General features: G+C 69.0%; 12 protein-coding genes and 1 pseudogene. 2 read left to right on the top strand and 11 right to left on the bottom strand.

The features are described 5' to 3' along the window. Nucleotides 1–60: 60 nt before the first annotated feature. From FD678_RS11880 to FD678_RS11895, 4 genes are all read right to left on the bottom strand, one after another. Nucleotides 61–1,152: a sensor domain-containing diguanylate cyclase gene (locus FD678_RS11880; RefSeq protein WP_177497754.1), complete on the bottom strand. Its 1,092-nt coding sequence runs from the start codon at nucleotides 1,150–1,152 to the stop codon at nucleotides 61–63. A 327-nt stretch (nucleotides 1,153–1,479) separates the two neighbouring features. Further along, complete coding sequence (locus tag FD678_RS11885; RefSeq protein WP_140723463.1) at nucleotides 1,480–2,124, bottom strand: histidine phosphatase family protein; 645 nt, start codon at nucleotides 2,122–2,124, stop codon at nucleotides 1,480–1,482. A 314-nt stretch (nucleotides 2,125–2,438) separates the two neighbouring features. Beyond that, nucleotides 2,439–4,595 (bottom strand): S46 family peptidase, encoded by a 2,157-nt coding sequence (locus tag FD678_RS11890; protein WP_218569667.1) that lies wholly within the window; start codon nucleotides 4,593–4,595, stop codon nucleotides 2,439–2,441. 170 nt (nucleotides 4,596–4,765) lie between these two features. Next, nucleotides 4,766–6,853: a phosphocholine-specific phospholipase C gene (locus FD678_RS11895; protein WP_140723470.1), complete on the bottom strand. Its 2,088-nt coding sequence runs from the start codon at nucleotides 6,851–6,853 to the stop codon at nucleotides 4,766–4,768. Nucleotides 6,854–7,061: 208 nt separating this feature from the next. Here FD678_RS11895 and FD678_RS11900 point away from each other — a divergent pair, with 208 nt between their 5' ends. Beyond that, on the top strand, nucleotides 7,062–9,386 hold the full coding sequence (locus FD678_RS11900; RefSeq protein ID WP_218569668.1) for a TonB-dependent receptor: 2,325 nt from the start codon (nucleotides 7,062–7,064) through the stop codon (nucleotides 9,384–9,386). Nucleotides 9,387–10,154: 768 nt separating this feature from the next. After that, the gene (gene tdh / locus FD678_RS11905; protein ID WP_177497756.1) at nucleotides 10,155–11,189 is read left to right on the top strand and encodes an L-threonine 3-dehydrogenase; all 1,035 of its coding nucleotides are present in this window, start codon (nucleotides 10,155–10,157) and stop codon (nucleotides 11,187–11,189) included. A 73-nt stretch (nucleotides 11,190–11,262) separates the two neighbouring features. On the opposite strand, the gene FD678_RS11910 is transcribed toward tdh, so the two are convergent. From FD678_RS11910 to FD678_RS11935, 7 genes and pseudogenes are all read right to left on the bottom strand, one after another. After that, nucleotides 11,263–11,970 carry a TorF family putative porin gene (locus FD678_RS11910; protein WP_140723477.1) on the bottom strand — a complete coding sequence of 236 codons (708 nt, stop codon included), beginning with the start codon at nucleotides 11,968–11,970 and terminating at the stop codon, nucleotides 11,263–11,265. 183 nt (nucleotides 11,971–12,153) lie between these two features. Continuing rightward, nucleotides 12,154–12,432 carry a TOBE domain-containing protein gene (locus FD678_RS20960; RefSeq protein ID WP_256661927.1) on the bottom strand — a complete coding sequence of 93 codons (279 nt, stop codon included), beginning with the start codon at nucleotides 12,430–12,432 and terminating at the stop codon, nucleotides 12,154–12,156. A gap of 30 nt (nucleotides 12,433–12,462) precedes the next feature. Beyond that, nucleotides 12,463–13,191, bottom strand: a pseudogene (locus FD678_RS11915) (sulfate/molybdate ABC transporter ATP-binding protein); the annotation flags it as partial. A gap of 16 nt (nucleotides 13,192–13,207) precedes the next feature. Then, the gene (cysW, locus tag FD678_RS11920; RefSeq protein ID WP_218569703.1) at nucleotides 13,208–14,116 is read right to left on the bottom strand and encodes a sulfate ABC transporter permease subunit CysW; all 909 of its coding nucleotides are present in this window, start codon (nucleotides 14,114–14,116) and stop codon (nucleotides 13,208–13,210) included. Between the two features lie 61 nt (nucleotides 14,117–14,177). Beyond that, nucleotides 14,178–15,032 carry a sulfate ABC transporter permease subunit CysT gene (gene cysT / locus FD678_RS11925; RefSeq protein WP_140723483.1) on the bottom strand — a complete coding sequence of 285 codons (855 nt, stop codon included), beginning with the start codon at nucleotides 15,030–15,032 and terminating at the stop codon, nucleotides 14,178–14,180. After that, complete coding sequence (locus FD678_RS11930; RefSeq protein ID WP_140723485.1) at nucleotides 15,033–16,061, bottom strand: sulfate ABC transporter substrate-binding protein; 1,029 nt, start codon at nucleotides 16,059–16,061, stop codon at nucleotides 15,033–15,035. A gap of 13 nt (nucleotides 16,062–16,074) precedes the next feature. Then, the gene (locus tag FD678_RS11935; protein WP_140723489.1) at nucleotides 16,075–17,523 is read right to left on the bottom strand and encodes an OprO/OprP family phosphate-selective porin; all 1,449 of its coding nucleotides are present in this window, start codon (nucleotides 17,521–17,523) and stop codon (nucleotides 16,075–16,077) included. Nucleotides 17,524–17,538 lie beyond the last annotated feature (15 nt).

A 17,538-nucleotide genomic window follows, 5' to 3' on the forward strand; every position in this document is an offset into this window, starting at 1 on the left:
AGGGGCGGAAAACGCGCCATTATCGCGGTTTTCGCCCCGGGCCACGCACCCGGCGGCGGCTCAGGGCCGGAAGCGCCCCGCGGCCTTGGCCACGTACATCGCCCGGTCCGCCGCGCTCATCCAGTCGTCGAGGCCACGGTGATGCGACGCCAGCGCGGCCACACCGATGCTGACCCCGACCTGCAGCCCGGACCAGTGCGGCAGGGCCAGCTCCGACGCCGCGCGCCGCAACCGCGACGCCGCCCGCTCGCCGTCCGGCAACCCCACCGGCAGCAGCAACGCGAACTCGTCGCCGCCGATCCGCGCCGGGAACCCGTCGCTGCCGGCCTGTTCGCGCAGCAGCCGGGCGATCTCGCGCAGCACCTCGTCGCCCATGCCGTGGCCATGCCGGTCGTTGATCGACTTGAAGCGGTCCACGTCGATCAGCAGCAGCACCGTGTCGCCGGCCCCGGCGCGCGCGGCGGCGATCAGTTCGCCGGCCTTGGCGTTGAAGTGGCGCCGGTTGGGCAGGTCCACGCCGGTGTCGGTCAGGATCAGCCGCTCCAGTTCGCGGTTCTGCCGCGAGATCCGCCGCGCCAGCTGGTAGCTCACGTGGCTCAACGCCAGCATGTACACCAGCACCGGCGGCAGCGAGAGCAGCATGGTGCGCTTGGAGGCCTCCGGCTGGAACGGCCAGTCGAGCATCCATGCGCTGAGCAGGAAGCTGGCCAGGCCCGCCAGCGCCGCCCGGCCGAGCAGCGGCCAGCTGCCGGCGGAGAGGCGATCGGCCATCAGGATGCTGATCATCGCCGCGGCCGGCACCAGGCTCACCTTGGAGGCGGCGATCCAGAATCCGCCGAACACGGCATCCAGCACCAGGTTGCGGAATTCCGCCGCCTTCGGGTCGCGCGAGGAGTACGCCCGCAGGAACGCCACGTGCGGCCACACCAGCACGTTCAAGCCGGCCAGCACCCAGTAGTGCCAGCCGGCGTGGTGTTCGTGCAGTACCGACACGTACGGCAGGGCAAGCAGCAGCAGGCCCAGGTTGCGCATCGGATAGACGCGCTTGACGAACGCGAGCGCGCGCCTGCGTGCGTCGTCGGTACCTGCAACCAGGGCGGCCGTGCCGTCCTGGCAGCGTTCGGAAGCTGTGGGACAGCCTTCGGAAGACATGGGTAGCGGTGTGCTCATGCCGCGCCTGGGTCGGAGTGCGGCGACGGGGCGCCGTGCGCCATATTACGCACGCGCCGGCGTCTAGAGACCGTGGTGGCCCAGGATGGAGGCCCTGGCGGTTCGGTTCCGCGACCGGCGTCATGCTGGCAAGTGGACGTGTTCGACCCATGCCGGCATACCGGTGCGTCGCGCCGGGCGATCTCCGGGACACGAACCCGGCCCGGCCCGGCCGCGGGCCGCGTCCAGGGCGCGAGCAGGCGCCCTCGTTCCCGCCGGATGTGGGGAATCCGCGGCGAAACGCCCCGGCGGGAACCGCCGGGGAGCGCCTCAGAGCGCGCGGTGCTTGGCTTCGCCGAAGAACGGGGTGTGGTGCGCGCAGTCGTTCAGGCGCACCACTTCCAGGCGCTCCACATCCTCGCCTTCGAGCAGGTTGAGCGTGGTCGGCGCCTGGCGGAAGGTCCACAGGCGCGACAGCGGAATGCCGAGCACCTTGCACAGGATCACGCGGTTGACCGCATCGTGGGCGACGACCAGCAGCGTGTCCTCGGCGCCGAGCCCCTCGGCCGCGCGCGCCAGTCCGCGCCAGCTTCGCTCCAGCACCTGCCGCAGCGATTCGCCGCCCGGCATCAGCACCGTGTCCGGCTCCTCGCGCCAGGCGCGCAGGCGCGCCGGATCCTTCTCGTGGATCTCGCTGGCCAGCAGGCCTTCCCATTCGCCGTGCGCGATCTCCTGCAGGTCGGCATCGAGCTGCAGCATCGCTTCGCGCCCGGGCCCGAGCGCCAGGCGCGCCGTGGTCTGCGCGCGGCTCAGCGGCGAGGCCACCGCCCGCGCGATCGGCAGGCCCTTCAGGCGCTCGCCGAGCGCGCGGGCCTGCCCTTCGCCCACCGGCGAAAGCGGAATGTCGATCTGGCCCTGGTAGCGGCCCTCGGCGTTCCACGGCGTCTCGCCGTGACGGGCAAGCAAGATGCGCATGCTCGGGAAATCCTCGTAGACGTGGGGGAACCGGTCGCCAGCGGCGACGGGAGCGGCATCATACCCGCTCGTTCCGGTTGCAGCCGAAACCTCGGGGCGGCGTGCGCTGTTGTGGGAGCGGCTTCAGCCGCGACAAGGCTTTCATGCAGATCCCTCTGCAACAGCCTGCACATCCCTGTGCAGGGGTTCAAATGGGAAAGCCTTGTCGCGGCTGAAGCCGCTCCCACAGTGCAGCGCTGCTGTCCGGCGTTATGCCCGGACAGCACGAAGCCGCCCGCGGGCGGCTTCGTGGCACGACGGTCGGCAGCTCCGGCTCAATGCGCCAGGTTCAGTTCCTTCAACAGCTGCGGCGCCGGCGCGACCTCGGTCATGACCCACTGCAGGTAGCGCGAATCGACCGCGATCATGCGGGTCATCGCCGGGTCGAACACCCAGTTGCTGCTGACCGACTCCCAGTTGCCGTCGAAGGCCAGGCCGACCAGCTTGCCGCGCGCATCCATCACCGGCGAGCCGGAGTTGCCGCCGGTGATGTCCAGGTCGGACAGGAAGTTCACCGGCACCGAGCCCAGGCGCTTGTCCTCCAGCCCGGCGTAGCGCTTGGCCTTGACCGCGTCGAGCAGCGCCTTCGGCGAATCGAACGGATCCTCGCCAGTCTCCTTGGCCGCCACGCCTTCGAGCGTGGTGAACGGGGTGTAGGCCACGCCGTCCTTCGGCGCATAGCCCTTGACGTTGCCGAAGGTGATGCGCAACGACAGGTTGGCGTCCGGATAGACGAACTCGCCCTGGCTCTTCTTGTAGTCGGCCAGCGCCTGCAGGTAGACCGGACGCGCCTTGAGCTGCTCGCCGGCTTCGATCTTGCCGCGCTTCTCGAACTCCAGCAGCGCCGGCATCACCGCCACCGCGTACTGGATCGCCGGATCGGTGCTGCTCTCGAACGCGGCGCGGTCGGCCTTGAACCACTTCAGGCGCTCGTCGGTGCTGCCGAGGCGGGTGCCGTCGAGCTTCTTCAGCGCCGCCTCGATCGCGGCCGCATCGCTGCCGCCCAGCCACTTGTCGACCGCGGCGACGCGCTGGCCGGCCGGCAGCCTGGCGTACTCGCCCAGCCAGTACTGCTGCAGCTGGCGGTCCATCGCGGGGACGTAGCGGCGCTCCATCTGCTTCATCGCGCCCTCGATCGCCGGCAGGTCGCGGTCCTGGTAGCCGGACTCGCGCTCGGCGTCCGGCTTGGCGCGCTCGATCGAAAGCCGGTACAGCGTCACCGCGGCGCCGACGGCGCCGGTACGGTGGAACTGGCCAAGCACCAGGTCGCGCTGCTGGGTGGCCTTGCCCGCCTCGGCCTGCCTGACCAGCGTCGCGTACGCGTCCAGGGCCGGCTTGCCGGCGTTGCCCTGCTGCCTGAGCCACGCCAGCACGGCCGCTTCCTCGGCTTTCTTCTGGCCTTCGGCGTCGATGCGCTTGAAGCCTTCCAGCTGGCCTTCGTAGTTCTTGCTGGTGTTGTTCCAGCCGGCCATGGTGCTGGCGTACTTCACCTGGATGTCCGGGTTCTGCTTGCCGGCGGCCTCGACCATCGCGATCAGGTTCTTGTAGTGGCGCGCCACGGTCGGATAGGTCCAGTTCGCGGTGTTCTCGAACTCGGCGACCAGCGCGTAGCGGTTGGTGCGGCCCGGGTAGCCGGCCACCATCACGAAATCGCCCGCCCCCAGCGGCTGGTCGGCGAACTTCAGCCAGTGCTTGGGCCGGTAGGGTACGTTGTCCTTGGAGAACGGCGCGGGCTTGCCGTCCTTGCCGACATAAGCGCGATAGAACGAGAAATCGCCGGTGTGGCGCGGCCACATCCAGTTGTCGATGTCGCCGCCGAACTTGCCCACGCTGCCGGGCGGCGCATAGACCAGGCGCACGTCCTTGATCTCCAGGTTCTTGAACAGCCGGTAGGCATTGCCGCCGGAGAAGCTGAAGAGCTGGCAGCGATAGCCGGGCTCGGCCTCGCACTGGGCGATCTGGGTCTTGTTGAACGCTTCCAGCGCCTGGGTGCGCTTGAGCGGATCGTCGCCGGCGGCGGCGATCGCGGCCTTGGCCTGGGCGGTGACGTCGGTGATGGCGTCGAGCACGTAGATGCGCGCGTTCGGGCCGGCGCTCAGTTCGTCGGCGGTGGCCGGTGCGTTGAACCCGTCCTTGATCAGGTTCTTTTCCGGCGTGGAATTGAGCTGGATCGCGCCGTAGGCGCAGTGGTGGTTGGTCACGACCAGGCCCTGCGGCGAGACGAAGCTGGCGGTGCAGCCGCCGAGCGCGACCACCGCGCCCATCGGGTCGCCGGTCAGGTCTGAAAGCTGCTGGGGCGAGAGTTCCAGACCGGCCTTCTGCAGCGGGCCGGCGATCTCCGGCAGTTGCTGCGGGACCCACATGCCCTCCCCGGCGTGTGCGGCACCGGCCGTGCCGATGGCGGCGGCGACGGAAAAAGCGAGCAGCTTCATGCGCATCGAAACGGTTCCATGTGTAAGGAAGTAACGATTCTAGCGATGCCATCCCAGTACCGGGCCATGACCTATGGCACGGTCGCCGGGGCCGATCGTTCCTGGTGGAAGGCGTTCGACGGGAACGCGGCTCCCTCCGCCGCCGGCTTGCGGAGGGAGCCGGTACTCGCCTAGATCGCCGCTCCGCGCCCCAATGCGGGATCGCTGCGGCTGGGCCTTCCGGTCTCGAGGTGCCCGGCCAGCCTGCGGCGGAACGCCCCGTCGCCCAGTTCCACCAGCAGGTCGTACCAATGGTCGCTGGCGGCCAGGTCGTAGCGGAGTTCGTCCTGCGCGCCGGCGGCGAGGCTCAGTTCGCGCGGCGCGGGATCGCCGTAGTCGAGCGCGCGCACGCGCAACGTGCAGGCCGCCTTGCCGCGATTGCCCAGCCGCAACACCAGCGTGCCCTGTTCGTTGCGCGCCTCCAGCCAGGGCGCGACGCCGTTCCGCGATTCCAGGTCGCGATCGCCGGCCAGCTCGCGCAGGAACCCGTTGGGCCCATGCACCGCCAGCGCGTAGGCGCCGCGCTCGGGCAACCCGTGCGGCGCATCCTCCAATTCGCTGCCCGGCAGCACCGTGTAGTACCACGGCCCCGCCTGGCTGCCCGGCGCGTAGACGTTGAACACCGCCGCGGCCGAACCAGCATTCACGAAGCGCAGCCGCAGCGCGCCATGCTCGCGCGTCGCCTCGCCATGCACCTGCAGGTCGTACGGCAGCGCGCGCGCGGGGCGCTGGCCGGGCTCCTGGCGCGGCATGGCCTCGCGTTGCGGCGGCTCCGGCTCCGGCAGCTTGGCGATAGCGGCAGTGCGCTGCTTGTAGTCGGACACGTCGGGCAAGGCGAACAACGCGGAACCGTCCGGATCGCGGAAGTCGAACACGCTGGCGAGATCGCCGGTCACCGCGCGCCGCCACGGGCTGATGTTGGGCTCGGCGACCCCGAAGCGCGTCTCCAGCAGGCGCAGCACCGAGGTGTGGTCGAACACCTGCGAGTCGACCCAGCCGCCGCGTGTCCACGGCGACACCACCAGCAACGGCACGCGGATGCCCAGCCCGACCGGCACGCCGTGGTAGGCCTCGCCGCGCGTGTCCACCGCGCTGCGTCCCATCCGCGCGTCCAGCGCCGGCAGGGGCGACGGCACGTGGTCGAAGAAGCCGTCGTTCTCGTCGTAGTTGATGATCAGCGCGGTCTTCGCCCACACCTGCGGGTTGGCGGTGAGCGCGTCGATCAGGCGCGCGGTCAACGATTCGCCGTATGCCGGCGGCGCTTCCGGATGTTCGCTGTAGGCGGTCGGCGCGATGATCCACGACACCTGCGGCAGGCGGCCGGCCTGCACGTCGGCGGCGAAGGCGGCGACGAGGTGGTCGGCGCTGGTCTGCGCGGCGTTGTCCGCGGTCGAGCCGGGCACCCAGGCGCGCGCGCGGCGGTAGCGCTCGTCGGAAGTATCCAATCCGCGGAAATGCTCGAAGTACGCCAGCGAGTTGTCGCCGAAGTTGTCGTACTCCTGGTACACGCGCCAATCGATGCCGGCCTCGCTCAGGCGCTGCGCGTAGGTGGTCCAGCGCATCGCCGCGTAGCCGGGCTTGTCGCGCGCCATGTCGGCGGTCCAGTTGCCGTCGTCGGCGTTCTCCACCGCCTGCAGGCGATCGTCGCCGACGCTCAACCCGCTGGTGCCGGTGAACAGGAACATGCGGTTCGGGTTGGTCGGCCCGTGGATCGAGCAGAAGTAGCCGTCGCAGATCGTGAAGGCATCGGCCAGCGCGTGGTAGTACGGGATGTCGCTGCGCTGGAAGTAGCCCATCGCCAGTTCGCCCTTGTAGGGCACCCAGCAGTCGTACTCCTGCCAGCGCCGCGGGTCCTGGCCCGGCGCGCCCTTCCACGAATGGTCCAGGCTCTTGATCAACGGCGCGCGCGTATCCGGGCGGAACCGGAACGGCGCGATCCGGCGCCCGCGCGCATCGGCCTGGCGCCACACCGGCGTGCCGTCGCGCAGCTTCATCGCGCGCGTGTCGCCGAAGCCGCGCACGCCGCGCAGCGTGCCGAAGTAATGGTCGAACGAGCGGTTCTCCTGCATGAAGATCACCACGTGCTCGAGGTCGGCCAGGGTGCCGGTGCGCGGTACGGCCGGCAGCGCGAGCGCGCGGCCGATCGAAGGCGGGATCGCGCCGGCGGCGGTCAGCGCCGCCAGTCGCTTGAGGAAGTCCCGGCGGGACAGGTCATTCATGGAAGTACGGTCCTGTGGCGGCAACGAAACGGTTCCGCCGAACGCGGGCGGACCGCCCGGTATAAGCCGCGATGGCGACAGTTCCGCGACAGCCGGCCTGGCCAAGCCGCGTCATCAATCTTTCATGTGGCGGCGACACGCTGCGCGGCTTGTGGCCTTGCCAGCAGGGCCGCCGTTCCCCCGCCGCATCACGACCACAGGAACCCCCATGCCGCTTTCCGCCAGGCTCGCCCCTCGTCCGACCCTGCTCGCCTTCGCCCTGTCCTGCGCCCTGCCCGCCTTCGCCAGCGCCGCCCCGGCCGAAGAGGCGGCGCCCGCTGCCGCCGCGGCTCCCGCACCCGCCGATGCCACCCAGCTCGATGCGATCTCGGTGGTCGCCCAGGGCAGCACGCGCCAGGTGCAGCGGGTCACCAGGCAGGACATCGAACGGCTCTCCCCGGGCAGCAGCGCGCTGAAGGCGATCGACAAGCTGCCGGGCGTGCAGTTCCAGGCGGCCGACCCGTGGGGCGCCTACGAGTGGTCCACGCAGATCACCCTGCACGGCTTCGACCAGAGCCGCCTGGGCTACACGCTCGACGGCATCCCGCTGGGCAACATGAGCTACGGCGTCACCAACGGCCTGCAGGTCACCCGCGCGATCACCTCCGAGAACATCGGCTCGGTGGAACTGGCGCAGGGGGCCGGCGCGCTCGGCACCGCCTCCAACACCAATCTCGGCGGCACCATCCAGTTCTACTCGGCCGACCCGGACAGCGAAGCCGGCGTGCGCCTGTCGCAGACGGTCGGCAGCGACGCCACCCGCCGCACCTTCGTGCGCGGCGACATCGGTGACCACGACGGCGTGTCGGCCTACCTGTCCTACGCCAACGCCAGTACCGACAAGTGGAAGGGCTACGGCGACCAGAAATCCGAGCAGGCCAACCTGAAGGCGCTCTACCAGTGGGGCGAAGGCAACCGCGTGAGCCTGTTCCTGGACACCTCGCGGCGCAAGGAATACGACTACATGGACCTGTCGCTGACCAGCCAGAAGGCGCTGGGCTGGAACTGGGACTACCTGCAGCCGGACTGGGCCACCGCCGTGCAGATGGCCCGCGCCTACCAGAGCACCGGCCAGTACGGCGGCACCGCCAACGGCTATCCCGCCTCGCTGGCCGCGCTGCCGGACGACTACGACTGGCTCGACGCCACCTACTACGCCGGCGGCGGCATCCGCCGCGACAACCTGGCCGGCCTGAGCGGCAGCTTCGCGCTGGCCGACGACCTCTCCCTCGATGCCACCGGCTACTACCACGGCGCGCGCGGCGAAGGCCAATGGGCCACGCCGTACCTGGCGACCTCGGCCGAGGCGCCGCTGGCGATGCGCACCACCGACTACGGACTGGACCGCTACGGCGCGACCGGCGCGCTGAAGTGGACGCTGGGCAACCACGACATCCAGGCCGGCTTCTGGGCCGAGAACGCGCGCACCACCCAGGAGCGCAACTACTTCGCGCTCGGCGCCGACGGCTATACCTCGCTGTACAACTTCTACGAGAACCAGACGCCGTTCGCGCGCGGCTTCCTGCAGCGCTACACCACGCAGAGCCGCATGTTCTACCTGCAGGACAGCGTGCGCCTGCTCGACGAGCGCCTGACGCTGAACTACGGCGCCAAGGCGGTCTCGACCCAGACCCGCGCGCAGTCGCTCGTGGCGACCGGCTCGTTCGCGCAAGGCAAGATCAAGGCCGACGAGGGCTTCCTGCCGCAAGTGGGCGTCAACTACAAGCTGGACGAGCGCCAGGACGTCTACGCCTCCTACAGCAAGAACATCGCCGCCTACGGCTTCACCCCGTTCGCGACCTCGCAGGCCGCGTTCGACGGCAGCAAGTCCACGCTCGAGCCCGAGGAGTCGCAGACCTTCCAGGCCGGCTACCGCGTCCAGGACGCGCAGTTGCAGGCCTCGGCGGACGTGTACTTCACCAAGTTCTCCAACCGCCTGCTGACCACCTCCCCGTGCAGCGCGATCCAGACCTGCGCCTCGATCCTCAACAACGTCGGCGCGGTGCACAGCACCGGCGCGGACCTGGCGCTGATGTGGAAGCCGGCGGAAGGCTTCAACTGGCTCAACTCGCTGTCGTGGAACCGCTCCAAGTACCAGGACGACTACCTCAACAACGGCGTGGTGGAGACCTCCGGCAAGTACGTGGTCGGCATCCCATCGTGGATGTTCTCCTCCAGCGCCAGCTGGCAGCTCGGCAACCTGCGCCTGGACCTGGACGGCAAGTACCTGGGCAAGCGCTACATCACCTACCTCAACGACTCGCAGGTGCCGTCGTACTGGCTGTTCAACGCCGGCGCGCGCTACGACTTCGGCCGCCTCGGCGCACTGAGCGACGTGGCCCTGTCGCTGAACATCACCAACCTCACCGACAAGCGCTACTTCGCCAGCACCGGCACCAACGGCTACGTCGCCTCCGACCCGAACGGCTACAACCAGACCCTGATGGCCGGCGCGCCGCGCCAGTACTTCCTCAGCCTGGACGTGCGGCTCTGAGGCAGGCGGCGAACAGGAACTAGAACCATCATCCCCACGCAAGCGGGGATGATGGGTTTCGCTGGCTGCGCTCGTTGTTCTAGTGTCGGCTGGATGCGGAGCTGGATTCCCACCTACGCGGGGGCGACGGTAGAGCGATCGGCTCGAACCTGATGATTACGACAGCGGCGACGGCTGCAATTGCGGCCGTTGCCGTTGCCGTTGCCGTTGCTCGTGATGTTGCTTCGGCCTCTCGCCTTTGACTTTGACTTACCGGGGCCCCTCCGAAGCGGCGGAGACGGCGGGAAAAACCCGAAGGGCGACGTGCATGGATGCACGTCGTTTTTCGCCGCGACAGGATGTCGCGTCGAAAAATCCCGCCGGCTCCGCGAACCCGCAGCGCAGCTGCGGGCGCGAAGGCGGGGGGTGCTTGATCAGCCGTTCGGCTGCTGTGAAGCGCTTCTTTTGGTTACTTTTCTTTACGCGGCACATCCTTGTGCCGCGCCCTTCGGGCCGGCTTCGCCGTGCGGCGCCGCTCCTGCGGCGCGCGTGCACAAGCAAAGAAAAGTGACTCGCCAAAGGCGAAAGCTTTGGCCTTTATTGCCCAAAGCCAAAAGTCCCTGGATGATCAGCCGTTCGGCTGCTGAACAGCGCTTCCCGCCTTCGCGGGAATGACGATAGATAGCCCACCCCAACCCCCAATAACCCTGCCCATCCCACCACCCACACCCCCAGTTACGCCAGCAACTATAATCAGCGCCCCGTTTCCCTTCCGCCGGCAGGCGACCCATGGCAGAAATGATGAAAGCGCTGGTCAAGCGCGAAGCCACCAAAGGCATCTGGATGGAGCAGGTGCCCGTCCCGGTGCCCGGCCCCAACGAAGTCCTGATCAAGCTGGAAAAGACCGCCATCTGCGGTACCGACCTGCACATCTACCTGTGGGACGAGTGGAGCCAGCGCACCATCAGGCCCGGCCTGACCATCGGCCACGAATTCGTCGGCCGCATCGCCGCGCTCGGCTCGGCGGTGACCGGCTACCAGATCGGCCAGCGCGTCTCGGCCGAAGGCCATATCGTCTGCGGCCACTGCCGCAACTGCCGCGGCGGCCGCCCGCACCTGTGCCCGAACACCGTCGGCATCGGCGTCAACGTCAACGGCGCCTTCGCCGAATACATGGTGATGCCGGCCTCCAACCTGTGGCCGATCCCCGACCAGATCCCGTCCGAGCTGGCCGCCTTCTTCGACCCCTACGGCAACGCCGCCCACTGCGCGCTGGAGTTCGACGTGATCGGCGAGGACGTGTTGATCACCGGCGCCGGCCCGATCGGCATCATCGCCGCCGGCATCTGCAAGCACATCGGCGCGCGCAACGTGGTGGTCACCGACGTCAACGACTTCCGCCTCAAGCTCGCCGCCGACATGGGCGCCACCCGCGTGGTCAACGTCGCCAACACCTCGCTGAAGGACGTGATGAAGGACCTGCACATGGAGGGCTTCGACGTCGGTCTGGAAATGAGCGGCAACCCGCGCGCGTTCAACGACATGCTCGATTGCATGTACCACGGCGGCAAGATCGCCATGCTCGGCATCATGCCCAAGGGCGCCGGCGCGGACTGGGACAAGATCATCTTCAAGGGCCTCACCGTGCAGGGCATCTATGGCCGCAAGATGTACGAGACCTGGTACAAGATGACCCAGCTGGTGCTGTCCGGTTTCCCGCTGCACAAGGTGCTCACCCACCAGCTGCCGGTGGACGAGTTCCAGAAGGGCTTCGACCTGATGGAACAAGGCAAGGCCGGCAAGGTCGTGCTGAGCTGGAACTGAGCGCCGCCGGCGTGCGGCGCGACGAAGAAGGGCGCCCTGCGGCGCCCTTCTTCGTTCATACGAGCGGTTCGGCTTACAGGCCGATGGTCGCGGTGACGACCACGCGGTCGCCGCCGTTGCTGCCGCCGACGCGCTCGCCGGCCTTGTCGGTATCGATGTAGGCCACCGACAGCGCCAGCGGGCCGAAGCTCTTGCCCACGCTCACCGAGTAGTCCGAGTAGTCCTCGATCCCGGCCTTGTTGCTGAACATGCTGCGGCCGTAGCTGGCGCCGATGGTGAAGTCGTGCGGCAGCGACCAGTTGCCCGCCAGCGCGGCGTAGTAGCCGTCCTCGCTGGTCGCCCACGAATCGTTCGAGTAGGCCAGCGTCAGGCTGTAGGTCTCGAGGAAGGTGGTCTTGGTGATCAGCTCGTTCCAGTTCAGATCGCTGGCGCCGCTATAGGTGTAGCGGTTGACCATCACGTCGAAGTTGACCTTGTCGCCGAAGTCGGTGTTGTAGCCGATGTAGTAGTCGCGCTCCCAGTCCGGATCGCCCTCGCCGAAGTCCACATTGGACGTCCACGCGCCCGCGTAGAGGCCGAACTTGGAGGTATAGGTGGCGCCGGCCTGGAACGCCGGGTCCTCGTTGGTCTGCGAGATGCCGCGCCATACGTAGTCGGTGGTCACCGCGAGCGTGGCGCTGAAGGGCTTGTATTCGTCGGCGCCTTCTTCCTGGGCAAAAGCGGCGGTGGAGACAGAGGACAAAGCGAGCAGCAGGGCACAAGCGAGCGTGGACGACTTCATGGGGCCGATCTCCTGGGGGCGGTGGGCGAGGAAACTGCACGTCGGGAAACAGCGCGAGGATCGCTGCTTTACGGATTCTTAACCGAGCCGCCGCTGCAGTGCAACATCCGTTGCATCCGTTACCGACAAGCCTTGTCCTGCCCTGCTCGAAGGCGGACGCGGGGTTGTCCGCCCCGCGTCCGTTCAGCCCGCCTCGGTGGCGGGAAAGATGCCGTACCGGCGCGCGGCGAGCGTCACCGATTGGCCGGCCGCGTAATGGCCGACCGCCGCCGGCAGTTCCAGTTCCACTTCACCGGCCCGTTCCAGCCGCGCACGCACGCGCAGGCGCGCGCCGCTGCGCTGCGTGGACAGCACGGTCGCGCGCCAGCCTTCGGAGGCCGGCACCAGGTCTTCCGGGCGCACGTACAGTTCCACCTGGCCCGGCGCGACGTCCGCCTCCAGCGGCAGCGACAATCCGGCCACGTCCAAGTGCCCGCGCTGGACCGTGCCGGCGATGCGGTTGACCGCGCCGACGAACGAATAGACGAACGGCGATGCCGGCTCGTCGTAGACCGCCGCCGGGCTGGCCAGCTGCTCGATCCTGCCGCCGTTGAGGATCGCCACGCGATCGGCCAGTTCCAGCGCCTCTTCCTGGTCGTGCGTGACGAACACCGTGGTCAGGCCGGTCCGTTCGTGCAGCTCGCGCAGCCAGCGCCGCAGGTCGCGCCGCACCTGCGCGTCGAGCGCGCCGAACGGCTCGTCGAGCAGCAGCACGCGCGGCTCGATCGCCAGCGCGCGCGCCAGCGCCACGCGCTGGCGCTGGCCGCCGGAGAGCTGGGTCGGATAGCGCTTCTCGAGCCCCTGCAACTGCACCAGCGCGAGCAGCTCCTGCACGCGCTCGCGGATGCGCGACTCCGCCCAGCGCGCCTCGCCGCGGCGCACGCGCAGGCCGAAGGCGATGTTCTCGTACACCGTCATGTGCTTGAACAGCGCGTAGTGCTGGAACACGAAGCCGACCCGCCGCGACTGCACGCTCATGCTGGTCGCGTCCTCGTTGCCGAACAGCACCTGGCCGCCATCGGCGTACTCCAGGCCGGCGATGATCCGCAGCAGGGTAGTCTTGCCCGAACCGGAGGGACCGAGCAGCGCCAGCAGCTCGCCCGGATGGATGTCGAGGTTGATCGCGTCCAGCGCGGTGAAGTCGTCGAACTGCTTGCGCAGGTTCTGGATGCGGATGCCGATGCTCATGCGGGGGCTCTCAATGGCGGTGGTTGGCGGCCAGCGACTCGCCGTGCCGCCATTCCAGATAGGTTTTCAGGGCGAGCGTCAGCAGGGCGCTCAAGGCCAGCAGCGAGGCGCAGGCGAACGCCGCGCTGTAGGCGTATTCGTTGTAGAGGATCTCCACGTGCAGCGGCAGCGTGTTGGTGCGGCCGCGGATGTGGCCGGACACCACCGACACGGCGCCGAACTCGCCCATCGCGCGCGCCGCGCACAACAGCACGCCATAGAGCAATCCCCAGCGGATGTTCGGCAGCGTCACCCGCCAGAACGTCTGCCAGCCGCCGGCGCCGAGGCTCAGCGCCGCCAGTTCCTCGTCGCTGCCCTGCTGCTCCATCAGCGGCATCAGCTCGCGCGCGATGAACGGGAAGGTGACGAACGTGGTCGCCAGCACGATGCCCGGCAGCGCGAACACGATCTTGGGCAGTTGGATCAGCGTCTCGCCCAGGACCGGCAGGTGCACGTGCCAGCCCTCGTCGATCAACGGCCAGGCCCAGCCCTGGCGCCCGAAGATCAACATGAAGATCAGGCCGGCCACCACCGGCGAGACCGAGAACGGCAGGTCGATCAGGCTCACCAGCAGGCGCCGGCCCGGGAAGCGGTGCTTGCTCACCGCCCAGGCCGCGGCCACGCCGAACACCAGGTTCATCGGGATCACGACCGCGGTGACCAGCAGGGTCAGGCGGATCGCCGCCAGCGCGTCCGGGTCGGTGATGGCCTTCCAGAACACCTGCAGCCCGCCGCGCAGCGCCTCGGCGAACACCAGCACCAGCGGCAGCAGCAGGAAGAACAGCAGGAACGCCAGGGCGCCGGCGGTCAGCAGCCAGCGCGCCCAGCGCGGCTCGGTGGTGGCGGCGGCAACGATGTCGCGTGACCGACGGGCCGGCATGGCCTGTTCCTGGAGGGGCGTCGGCAGGGAGGATACGATCTGGTTCATCTAAAGCGCGTCTCTACGGAGTGCCACGGCGTTGCAGGCGCCCTTGCAGCCCGTTCACCAGCAGCAGCACCGCGAACGACAGCAGCAGCATCGCCGCCGCGATCGCCGTGGCGCCGGCGTAATCGAACTCTTCCAGGCGGATGGTGATCAGCAGCGGCGCGATCTCGGTCACGTTCGGCATGTTGCCGGCGATGAAGATCACCGAGCCGTACTCGCCCACGCCGCGCGCGAAGGCCAGCGCGAAACCGGTCAGCAGCGCCGGCCACAGGCTCGGCAGCACCACCCGGAATACCGTCTGCCAGCGCCCCGCGCCGAGCGTGGCGGACGCCTCCTCCAGCTCGCGCTCGTTCTCGGCCAGCACCGGCTGCACCACCCGCACCACGAACGGCAGCCCCACGAACACCAGCGCGACCACGATGCCGAGCTGCGTGTAGGCGACCTTCAGGCCGAGCGGCTCCAGCCAGCGTCCGATCCAGCCGTTGCCGCCGTACAGCGCGGTCAGCGCGATGCCCGCCACCGCCGTCGGCAGCGCGAACGGCAGGTCGATCATCGCGTCGAACAGGCGCTTGCCCGGGAACGAGTAGCGCACGAACACCCACGCCACCCACGTGCCCATCACCGCGTTGAACGCGGCCGCCGCCAGCGCGGTGACGAAGCTCAGCTTCAGCGCGGCGAGCACGCGCGGCTCGCTCCACACCTGCCAGACCCCGCTCCAGCCCAGACCGCTGGTCTTGATGAACACCCCCAGCAGCGGGATCAGCACGATCAGGCCCAGCCAGACGAACGTGATCCCCAGGCTCAGCCCGAGCCCGGGGATCACGCGGCGGCGCGGCGGCTTGCGCGCCTCGGGTACCGCACTTGCCGACATTTACTTGCTCGCCTGGATCTGGTCGAAGATGCCGCCGTCGGCGAAGTGCTCGGCCTGGGCCTTCTGCCACGACCCGAACGCCTGCTGGATGGTCGCCAGTTCCACCTTCGGGAAGCGCGCGACGTCGTCCTTGTCGGCGAACTCGGGATGGCGCGGGCGGTAGTAGTGCTTGGCCGCGATCTTCTGGCCCTCCGGCGAGTACAGGTACTTCAGGTACTCCTCGGCGACCGCGCGCGTGCCGTGCTTGTCGACGTTCTTGTCGACCAGCGCGACCGACGGTTCGGCCAGGATCGACAGCTTCGGCACCACGATCTCGAACTTGTCCGGCCCCAGTTCCTCCAGCGCCAGGAACGCCTCGTTCTCCCAGGCCAGCAGCACGTCGCCGATGCCGCGCTGCACGAAGGTCGTGGTGGCGCCGCGCGCCCCGGTGTCCAGCACCGGCACGTTGCGGAACAGCGCGACCATGCTGCGCCGGATCTTGTCCTGGTCGCCCTTGAAGATCCTGTCGAAGTAAGCCCACGCCGCCAGGTAGTTCCAGCGCGCGCCGCCGGAGGTCTTCGGGTTCGGCGTCACCACCGACACGCCCGCGCGCAGCAGGTCCGGCCAGTCCTTGATGCCCTTCGGGTTGCCCTTGCGCACCAGGAACACGATCGTCGAGGTGTACGGCGCGCTGTTGTCGGGCAGGCGCTTCTCCCAGCCCGGCTGGATCAGCTTGGCCTTCTCGGCGATCGCGTCCACGTCGTAGGCCAGCGCCAGCGTGACCACGTCCGCCTCGACGCCGTCGATCACCGAGCGCGCCTGCTTGCCCGAACCGCCGTGCGAGGTCTCCACGGTCACCTTGTCGCCGGTCTTTTCCTGCCAGTGCCTGGCGAAGGCGGCGTTGTAGTCGCGATACAGCTCGCGCGTGGGATCGTAGGACACGTTGAGCAGTTGCACGTCGCGCGCGAGCGCGCCTCCGACGAATGCCGTCAACAGCAGCGTGCCGAGCCAGATGCCTGCAACGCGCGGGGATGCGAGCCAGTTCTTCATTGCTTTCTCCGCCTCAGAAGGAAACCTGCAACCGGGAGAACAGGGCCTTCTCGTCCTCCCGGTCTGCGCCTGCCGCAGCGCCGCCGTCGAAGCGGGTCTGCGAGTAATTGACTACCAGCTTGAGATTACTGGTGAGATACCAATTGACGCCCAGCGTCCATGCCTCGGCCCGGCGCGCGGCCGAATTGGCATCGGCGAACAGCGGGAAAGCCGCATCGTCCACCTCCAGTACACCATACCGTCCTACCAGCTCCCATGCACCCCACCCCTCGCCGCCCGCGGCGAACGGCCGCGAGGGCCTGACCACGCCGCGATAGCCCGCGTCCTCGCCGGTCAGCACGTAGCTGGCGGTGGCCTGCCAGGCCTTGTTTTCCAGGGTCGCGCGCGCGCCCGGGCCCGCCACTTCCTGGCGCGAGACGATGTACTCGGCCTGCAGCCCGAAGCCATTGCGGTAGTAGTAGCCCTGCGGCGACCAGCGCGTGCGGTCGCCATCGGCCAGCACCGTGCTGCGGTAGCTGAAGAACGTGGCCTGTCCGGGCGTGCGGTAGCGCGGCAGGAAGTTGTTGCCGCTGCCGTGCGTCTGGCCGGTGCTTGCGCCGATCCCGAAGCCCAGCCCCGACCACGCGCTGGCGCTGTCCCTGAACGGTTCGAAGAAGATCCGGCCGGCGTACTCGAAATCGTCGTCGGGATTGCTGGTGACCGCATCGCGGCCGTCCACGGTGCCGTTGAACACGCCGAGCGCATAACTGACCGCGCCGACCTCGCCCTGCAACTGCACGCCGATATCGCGGTTGGGCGCCAGCTCGCTCGGCAGCGCGCGCTCGACGTCGGCCAGGGCCGAGGACGACTGCAGCCGCTCCAGCCCGACCGGCGAGGTGAACTTGCCGGCCCGCAGGGTATAGGCCTTGTCGAAGCGCAGGTCGACGTAGGCGTCGACGATGCTGGCGCTGTCGCCGGCGAACTCCGGCGTGAGGCGGAAGGCCACCAGCTTGCCGAGCGAGCCCTCGATGATCGGCCGTGCGGTGCGGATCAGGAACGTATCGGCCTGCGGCTGCCGGTCGTCGTCGATGTAGAAGCGGCCATCGCCCTGCAACAGGCCGCGCAGCCGGATCTCGTAGGCGCCGTCGGCGGACCTGAACGAGGCGCCCTTGTCGTTGACCGTCACCACCGGCGCGGACTTGGCCGCCGCGACGCGCTCCTCTTCCTGCAGTTCCAGCCGGCGCTCGATCACGCGCAGCCGCTGGTCCAGGTCGGCCAGGCCGTCCGCGGCCGTGCCGGGCGCGGCGGCGGGCGCGGTCCCGAGGCGCCGTTCCAGCGCCTCCAGGCGGCGCTGGAGTTCCTCCACGGTGGGCTGCCGGGCCTGTTGCGCCCAGGCCGGGAGCGCGGCCAGCGCGCAGGCCAGCGCGAGCAGCGTGCGGGCCGGCCTGCCGGCGTGGCGGTCTTCTCCCCTTGGCGGTTGCATGCGTCGTCTCCGGTG

This window comes from Pseudomonas sp. Hp2 (genome assembly GCF_006386585.1).
GTDB classification, from domain to species: domain Bacteria; phylum Pseudomonadota; class Gammaproteobacteria; order Xanthomonadales; family Xanthomonadaceae; genus Pseudomonas_S; species Pseudomonas_S boreopolis.